This window comes from Bacillus sp. SRB_8 (assembly GCF_003264205.1).
Taxonomy (GTDB): Bacteria; Bacillota; Bacilli; order Bacillales; family Bacillaceae_G; genus Bacillus_A; species Bacillus_A mycoides.
The window spans coordinates 1-7,748 of sequence record NZ_NADT01000031.1; the positions used below are offsets into that span (position 1 = coordinate 1).

The following is a 7,748-nucleotide window of genomic DNA, read 5'->3' on the forward strand; positions in this document are numbered from 1 at the left end:
TCTTATCACAGTGTTAATCCCTTGTGACTAATAGACTTCAAAAACCCAGTCATATCAGTACTTCACAGCATTTTATAATCACAGCAAAGTACCTGATTTAAGGACTTTCAAATTATGATTATGAATTACAGCGATTTCCCTCAGGTTCTCAGACACTACTATTTATAAATGTGTCTAAATTGCGAACGTCTTGAACCCTTGATACGCTTGCTTTCATGACTTCTTTCAAAAACTTTACAATTGAGGCACTGTAAAATAGGGGGCATTCGCAAACATAAGAGTACAAGAACTTAAATAACTGTAACTAACTATATCTATCAACAGTAATAAAGATAAAACATTACCTCACTTCGTTCGGTGCTTCGCATAATAACTAAAAACTAAACTATGATAACTATAAATAATCCTATTAACAGATATGATAGTGATAGATATTATAGTATTACTTTTAAATATTGCATGGAATGAACGTAGTGAATGACATGGCGTAAGCAATGTTATTTTCTCTTAATGAATAGTTATATACAAGTTAATAATAAACTCATTTCCCCTACTGATCTTAATTGATTGGTAGGGGGTTTTCTTGTTTACTCAAAAAACTTACTATACCCATGTTCATGTGCCCAGTGTTTAAAGTTGTCTTTCCAAATTAACCTAGCACAATCCTCCGAACAACCTCTATCAAAATTATTACCTTTAAAATCACGGTCATACGCTGAATAGTAACCCTCATTAGTCTTACTAGATACTTTCTCACCGCACCAATCACACTTAAAAGACCAATTTCTTTTATCACTATTAAACTTCTTATATGTATACCTAGCCTTAGGCGTTAAATATTTACCCATTTCATCTTCTTCTAACGAAATAGACACACACTTCATATAATCTAATAACTGATTATCCTTATTGTAGTCATCTATATTAGGCATATCTTCACGCATATAAAACTCTTTGATTTCCTCAAACAGTGCTTTTACATCTTCCTTTGAATAAACAGTGCCTCTTCCATCAGCTAAACAAGAATATTCTCTAGACTCTCCATTATCTTCTTCTACTTCTACTTCTACTTCTACTTGAATAACACGATAAAACTTAGGACCTCTTCTATCAATAGCCATTTATTGCATCCCCCTAGTTTTAAAACGTTTCCTCAATAAGTTTACGGACTGTGAAACGCTTGCGTTTGCTATCACGTTTGAAGGTTATGCCAACGACACCTGACTGATTAGCTGACAGATTAAGCAATCTACCTTCACGAATACAATTCTTTGAATCAATGAATGCTGGACGGTAAACACGCCCCCATGATGATATTTCCAAAGGTAGACTTGGATGTTTACGCCAACATTCTTCCTCTTGAGTAGCTACCATATATTGCTTTTGTTCTTCATCAAGTTCACGTTCGTTTTCTGGAATATCAAGAAGTTGAATCAACTCGTTGACGGTTTTATAAAATTCAACTGTACGTTTCTTCATATAGTTTCCTCCCTGTAGTCGTAACGTTACTTCTTAACTTTTAACCCCTTTACTTCTCATAAATCTTATTATATAAATCTTATTCCATCAATTCCCCTACTTTTATTTCTGATCTTTATTCTCTTACTCTACATTTCCCCCACCACTTAACCAACTTAACTATTATTTGTTTTTCTTTATAACCTGATTCTATGATATACTCATAAAAGGGCGAGGGGATTCACTCCCACTCTATGGACTTTATCTTATCTATTCACTTTTGGCGTTTAGTCTTTAAGACTAGGCGTCCTTTTTCGTTTTCCCCTCTAATTCAGCATCTCGTACTAACTTATTTGCTAATCTTCTTGCTTTATTTTTTGATTCTAGTTCTTTTAACTCTCCCAGTTCTCTTTCATTAAGTGTTCTTTCCTTTTTCATTTTTCGTAACTCTTTAAGACGTACTCTTACCCCACGTACTGTATCTTTATATGCCACCTAATCCCCATCTCCTTTAATTAGTATAGTTCGTAATCTATATATCGTTTAAGCCCCATTTTCCTCTATCTTAGCTAGTGGGGGTTAAAGTCTCTTAAATCTCTTGACTTTAGGTTTTGAGGTTTTTTATCATGCTGAAGCGATGTTAGGAAAACGGCTGGAAGGCAGACTTATCCCCTAGACTGAGAGACTACAAAAAATAATAGTCAATCAGAATAGGAGGGATAAGCGTCTTTCAAACGGTTTCTTGCCATGCCTTGCTTCGTCAGTGTTCCGTATGTATGACCCTATTCACTTAACAGCTTTCACCGTACACGCCCTTTGCCTAAGGCTTGTCCTCTACACAAAGCCACCCCTGTGCGACAAGCTGAACGTGTTCCCTAGCACCGCAATGCTAATGGCTACCACCCGAACCGTTAAAGGTCGTTCTCACCTTCCCGCAACGAATGAATAGGAATCCGTTACGGGTTGCCCCCTTTGTAAGAGTATGACTTGTACTCTCTGCACGAACGTGGGCTATCCAATCAGTTTTTTAAGTGGTTTCAGGCAATTCCACTTTGAACGGAACACGAAAAGGCGTTACCTCAATAACCTGTCACTATCACAAGTTAAAGAGATAACGCCTTTTGTAGAACCCTGTCATTTATCTAAGACTTTTGCAAACTAATTTTTACTAGTTGAAAAAGCGTAGATTACAAGGTACAATGAAGTCATCAAGTTAGTCCTGTTGTGTTCAGGTCTAACAAATTTAACTTAGTGTGGTGAGATACACTAGGTTACAAGAAGCCATTTCCGTTGAAGTGCTAACGCCTGAGAAACGTTAACATGGAGGAAATGGTTTTTTTGTGTTTCCGTTCATATTAGGTTGTCTTCATTTTACAGCTATCCACCCTACAAAATCAAGCATTCTTCGATATTATTATTCTCGTTACCATATATCGTAAAACAAAATGAGACTGAGGCAAATTAAATCATTTAAGGTGATACTAGTGTACTAAACGACCATTGAGGCAACATAGAAGGAAATTACATACCTAAGACGAAATAATTTAATTGAGGTGAAGACAATGAAGATTAAAGATATTTTAGAGGCACTAAAACAAGGTAAATCATTAGCTGATTTAGGTAAAGAGATTGCTGTTGGTAAGGAAAAATTAAGTGCTTCACTTAAAAAGGCTGGCTATAAATTCATTAGGAAAGAGGGCTGGACGTTCATTGGAGAAGGTACAGAACCTTTGGATCAGGACTATACAGAATTTCTTGAATCAAGTAAAAGCGTGAAGATAGTAAATGCTAGCATTGAAGCTTTCAAAGAAATAGCATCTACTATTGAAACACCAGCAAAGGAAAGTAACGTAAAAGCTAGTAGAAAGACAGTTACTAGCGAGTTAGATTCTATCGATGTACTGTTACTTCAAAACCAAGAAGAAAGTGAAAACCGAACTTACCGAGGTTTCTATTGGGACAAAGATATTATTAGCTTCTTAGACGGTATCAAACATGGCAACAAAAGTGATTTAATGAATGAAATTGTTAGGACTGTTCTGAAGGATAAGGGCTTACTTAAATAAACCCAAAGGCGACCTGTTACAGACCTAGTGGTCACAAACTATAGAGTAAGGAAATCTTTAAGGTTTCCTACGTGAATAATTGTACTTCTCCTATGTACTTATTTTCGAGGTGTGGCTTAATTGCTACGCCTCTTTTATTTACCCTTAATCCCAAAATTATTGGAGGTGAAACATATGTCATTGTACAGCAAAGAAGATGTACCTTTCTATCATGATTACGACTATCGCTACATTCGAGAAGTGAGGCGTTTACGCAATCTTACTTTGATTCAATTTAGTTCCCATATGAAAGTGGATGTTGCTGATCTTAGCCGACTGGAAAACGGTTTGCTACAATTCACCGTTCACTATAAATCAAAATTCCATAAAGCATTACAAGAACTTTCAGTATCAAATTTAGAACTAATTTCAGTAGGTCGCATTGTCGCACTAAAACAAAACAGAGAAAACAATTAGGAGGAAATGAAATGTTAAGAATTGATAGAACCGCTATTGATACAGCTATTGAAGAGATGGAATTATTTACAGCAACTAAAGAGGTACTTGCAAGTTATGAGGCTGAGAAAGAAGTACTGGAAAAACGAGAAGAGGCTTTAAATGAACGCCTGGCAAAGCTATCGACTCAACATTCTCAAACTTTAATGGACAGAGAGTTTGCTACTGAAAATGTAAGTGAGTATATTCTGTTATCGCAACAGCTTACTAAATTCAATGAAGAGGTACAGCTTATTAACTCATTGCAAGAACAATTGAAGGACGATTTCACAGCCCTGAAGCAGAAGTATGCCCCTACAATTCAAGCCACGTACGGCAAGGATTTAAAAACTAAGGACAAACTTCATGTAAATGATATGGTCGATTCTGTACGTTATGAGTTGATTAAAGCCATTACTGATTACGCTAGGGAAGTTCGAAACCAGCAAGCACCTCTAATGGATACTATGAGTGAGTTTCTGGACGATGAAACAGTTATGGAATCCAATAGAGGTTTCCAGCGTTTATTTGAGTTCGATGCTACGAATTTACATTACAGTGAATCTCAAAAAGCCGTTATTGACCGTATGCACATTTTCAGTGCTTGCAGTGGAAACATGCCATCTGAAATCCGTAAACCAAAGGACGTGAAATAAATGCAACTAGATAAAATTACTCAAGGCTTGAAACAAGAGGCTGTAAAGATTGAACCTACACCGATGGACGAAAATGCAATTAACCGCTATATCACAGCACGTAACGAACAAATTATAGTTGCTACACCTTATGCAATGATGAGATTCAGAAGAAATAAGAATAAAGAAGAAGACGAAACCTCGGCCGAGTAATCGGTGGGGGTTTTTATATTTAAGGAGAGATAGAGAAATGGCTTATTACGACAAGGAAGAACAAGAGACAGTTATTGTATATGAACATTCCTCAAAATTGTGGGATATATATACGACTGTACCAAAGCACATTAAGAGGCTAGAAAACAGCCCTATAGCATCAGTTTTCAAGGTTGAAAAAGATAGTGAAAGTAAAACCATTGCTGTACGTGTGAAGGTTGCAAAACTACCGCCCAGCTACACTTTTAACAAGTAAACAAGGAGGAACTATTATGGCAAATAAAAGACAACGTAAAAAGAGGCTGAAGAAATTGGCACAAATGAAGGTAGTAAAACAGACAACTATTGTTCCTCTCACTTTTAGAGAGATTGAAGACATGAGAGTTAAAGAACAGACTGATCTCCATAATGCAAAGGAAAATGAAAAGCTAAGAAGAACAGCCTCATATCAGCGACAACTTGACGCTATGTACAGTGGAACTGTGACACCACTCAATACTTATATCAATCCTAATGCAAGTATCTTACATCAATGTAGCAAATGTCATAAAGAATGGTTTGCACGTCCTATGTGGTTGCTAACTAAGGAGAATCAAAAGCATGTTTGTGGTGTTGACCCTTATCGAATGAGTAATGAGAAAAAATCTGTACGCATAGTTACAGATAAAGATATAGAGAAGATGTGTAAACTTGCGGAACAAGGTATGAGTGTTTCTAAAATAGCTGTTGAAATAGGTGTGAGTCGTCCAACAATAGTTAAATATCTGAAGAAAGCCGAGGAAAGCAAAGTTCTAATTTAATGAACTGGCTTTCCGTTTTTCTTTATCTGTTTTACTTCTTTAATTTCAGCCAATCCCTTGTGTACATCGGCAAAACCCTGTTCGAATGTAGCTTTTATTCCAGCATGTACACCCTTTGCATCGTCCAACTTACTTTCTACTGATTTTGAGGCTTCCCCATTTAAATCATCCATTTTACTGTCCACGTTATTTAAACTACTGTCTATTCTATCCACTGTCTTTTCCATATCACATACTTTTGCATATATCTGTTCCAATAATTTCTTCTCATTTTCCGTCATGGCAGCTGACCTCCCAAAATGTTTCTGATTCTATTGCGAAATTTTATTTTTAGAACTCGGTTATTTGATTATAGCAAAAACCATAACCACCCCCCTTCTCTATGACGCTGTACAGCAAAGTTAATGGGTAGTTGTTCACGAATCAAAAGATAATCGCCTTGTAGACGCCTGTGTGGAACGAGTTAGCCCCAAAAACATTTCAAAATTGTGGTGTATATTTAGCGGTGACCAGACAGCCCATATATACACCCCTAGCCCCCTGTGTATACCCCTATATCTATATAAAATAATATAATAGGCGTCGCAACGTAACCGCATAACGTTACCACCAATCCTCGCCACGTTCCGTCACGCTTCGTTCTATTCATTTATCTCGCTGATCTTGTTATTCTCATTCGTGTTTGTTTGCTTTCCTCTTCTTCTTTCTTATCTCACTTCACTGAGTCACTACTGTCTGCACTACTACTACTCTTACTACCTACTGTCAGTGGGGTTGGTGCTACCATTCCAGTGCCATGACCTCGTGCCTCGCCTTGCTACCACTACCTATACTGTATGTGTAGCGATATGGTGGTGTGGTGGTGAATGGCATGGTGTCCCTACAACGCCCTATATAGCCATGCCCTAGCCATTCCATTTTGATAGTAGACTTTTGATTGAGGGACACCCCTTGTTTCTGTGCTAGGAAAATGCCTCACTCAGAAATGATGAGTTGTGATTGGGTAGTTTCCATAAAGAAAACAGTCTATAAAAAACGGTCTACAAAGGTACACCTTAATAGACAGTAAAAAAACTGTCCTTATAGCGTCTATTAACAAAAGAAAATAAACCTTTATGAACGTCTACAAAATAATTGACCTTTATAGACGGTTCGTGTATATTAAATTTATCAACTAATAGAAACGGTGGTTTTAACAATGACAGGAATCAATTTTGGATACATGCGAGTTTCAACTAAGGAACAGAATTTAGATAGACAACATGAGGCATTAAAAAACTATGTAAGTGACGAGAAGTATATTTATAGAGATAAAGCTAGTGGTAAAGATATGGAACGTGAAGGATTTCAAAATATGCTTAAATCAATGAGAAGTGGCGACACGCTTTATATAAAGTCTATTGACCGTTTAGGACGTAATAAACAGCAAATTAAAAGCTATTTAGAACAGTTCAAGAATGAAGGTATCAGAGTAAAGATCATAGACCTTCCTACTACAATGCAAGACGTCCCTGAAGGGCAAGAATGGGTTATAGATATGATTAACAACATAATTATCGAGGTTTATACTTCAATGGCTGAACAGGAGAGAGAAACTATTAAACAGCGTCAATCTGAGGGAATCGCTGTTGCTAAAGAGAAGGGGAAACATTTAGGACGTCCAGCAATGGAACTTCCTGAGGAATGGAACAAACTGTACAAGGATTGGAAAGCTGGAAAGATAACAGCGGTGGCATTTATGAAAGAAGTGGACATGAAGAAAGCGACCTTCTATAAGAAAATCAAAGAATACGAGGCTACACTTTAATAGTGTGGTCTTATTTGTGCTAGAAAAAAGTTTTGAGACTGGTCACGTATTAAGGGCAACTCGGCAGTAAAATTACATTTTGACCAAATCGGCACAACCCTAATGTTGATATATCAACATTTAAAGATGTTTTATAGCTGTGCAACCCCCATCACCGCACACCTTATTTAATATCCCTAATAGCCTCATACAGCGTCTTTAATCTATCACCTTAGTTTTGTATTTATAGAAACACAAAAACCTCACAGGAACAGCCTCAGAATGAGTAAATCACATAAGGTAGGGATAATAAAGC

Annotated in this window: 11 protein-coding genes; 7 read left to right on the plus strand and 4 right to left on the minus strand. The window is 36.8% G+C overall.

Annotation, left to right across the window (positions count from 1 at the left end):
• Positions 1–587: 587 nt before the first annotated feature.
• The 3 genes from B5P40_RS24525 to B5P40_RS24535 form a co-directional block, all read right to left on the minus strand.
• Positions 588–1,121, minus strand: a complete 534-nt coding sequence (locus B5P40_RS24525) for a hypothetical protein (RefSeq protein WP_113710080.1) — start codon at positions 1,119–1,121, stop codon at positions 588–590.
• A gap of 19 nt (positions 1,122–1,140) precedes the next feature.
• Positions 1,141–1,479 carry a hypothetical protein gene (locus tag B5P40_RS24530; protein WP_105588298.1) on the minus strand — a complete coding sequence of 113 codons (339 nt, stop codon included), beginning with the start codon at positions 1,477–1,479 and terminating at the stop codon, positions 1,141–1,143.
• A gap of 279 nt (positions 1,480–1,758) precedes the next feature.
• Positions 1,759–1,953 (minus strand): hypothetical protein, encoded by a 195-nt coding sequence (locus tag B5P40_RS24535; protein ID WP_113710081.1) that lies wholly within the window; start codon positions 1,951–1,953, stop codon positions 1,759–1,761.
• Between the two features lie 1,067 nt (positions 1,954–3,020).
• Here B5P40_RS24535 and B5P40_RS24540 point away from each other — a divergent pair.
• The 6 genes from B5P40_RS24540 to B5P40_RS24565 all read left to right on the plus strand — a co-directional run bounded on the left by B5P40_RS24540 (position 3,021) and on the right by B5P40_RS24565 (position 5,646).
• Positions 3,021–3,524 (plus strand): hypothetical protein, encoded by a 504-nt coding sequence (locus B5P40_RS24540; protein WP_113710082.1) that lies wholly within the window; start codon positions 3,021–3,023, stop codon positions 3,522–3,524.
• 174 nt (positions 3,525–3,698) lie between these two features.
• Positions 3,699–3,980 carry a helix-turn-helix domain-containing protein gene (locus B5P40_RS24545; protein ID WP_113710083.1) on the plus strand — a complete coding sequence of 94 codons (282 nt, stop codon included), beginning with the start codon at positions 3,699–3,701 and terminating at the stop codon, positions 3,978–3,980.
• Between the two features lie 11 nt (positions 3,981–3,991).
• A complete protein-coding gene (locus B5P40_RS24550; protein ID WP_113710084.1) occupies positions 3,992–4,654 on the plus strand; it encodes a hypothetical protein in 663 nt (220 codons plus the stop codon).
• A complete protein-coding gene (locus tag B5P40_RS24555) occupies positions 4,655–4,846 on the plus strand; it encodes a hypothetical protein (RefSeq protein WP_113710085.1) in 192 nt (63 codons plus the stop codon).
• A 37-nt stretch (positions 4,847–4,883) separates the two neighbouring features.
• Positions 4,884–5,102: a hypothetical protein gene (locus tag B5P40_RS24560; RefSeq protein WP_113710086.1), complete on the plus strand. Its 219-nt coding sequence runs from the start codon at positions 4,884–4,886 to the stop codon at positions 5,100–5,102.
• A gap of 16 nt (positions 5,103–5,118) precedes the next feature.
• Positions 5,119–5,646 carry a helix-turn-helix domain-containing protein gene (locus tag B5P40_RS24565; RefSeq protein ID WP_113710087.1) on the plus strand — a complete coding sequence of 176 codons (528 nt, stop codon included), beginning with the start codon at positions 5,119–5,121 and terminating at the stop codon, positions 5,644–5,646.
• On the opposite strand, the gene B5P40_RS24570 is transcribed toward B5P40_RS24565, so the two are convergent.
• Positions 5,643–5,927 (minus strand): chromosome segregation protein SMC, encoded by a 285-nt coding sequence (locus B5P40_RS24570; RefSeq protein WP_113710088.1) that lies wholly within the window; start codon positions 5,925–5,927, stop codon positions 5,643–5,645. The genes B5P40_RS24565 and B5P40_RS24570 overlap by 4 nt on opposite strands.
• A 917-nt stretch (positions 5,928–6,844) precedes the next feature.
• Here B5P40_RS24570 and B5P40_RS24575 point away from each other — a divergent pair.
• A complete protein-coding gene (locus tag B5P40_RS24575) occupies positions 6,845–7,453 on the plus strand; it encodes a recombinase family protein (RefSeq protein ID WP_113710089.1) in 609 nt (202 codons plus the stop codon).
• Positions 7,454–7,748 lie beyond the last annotated feature (295 nt).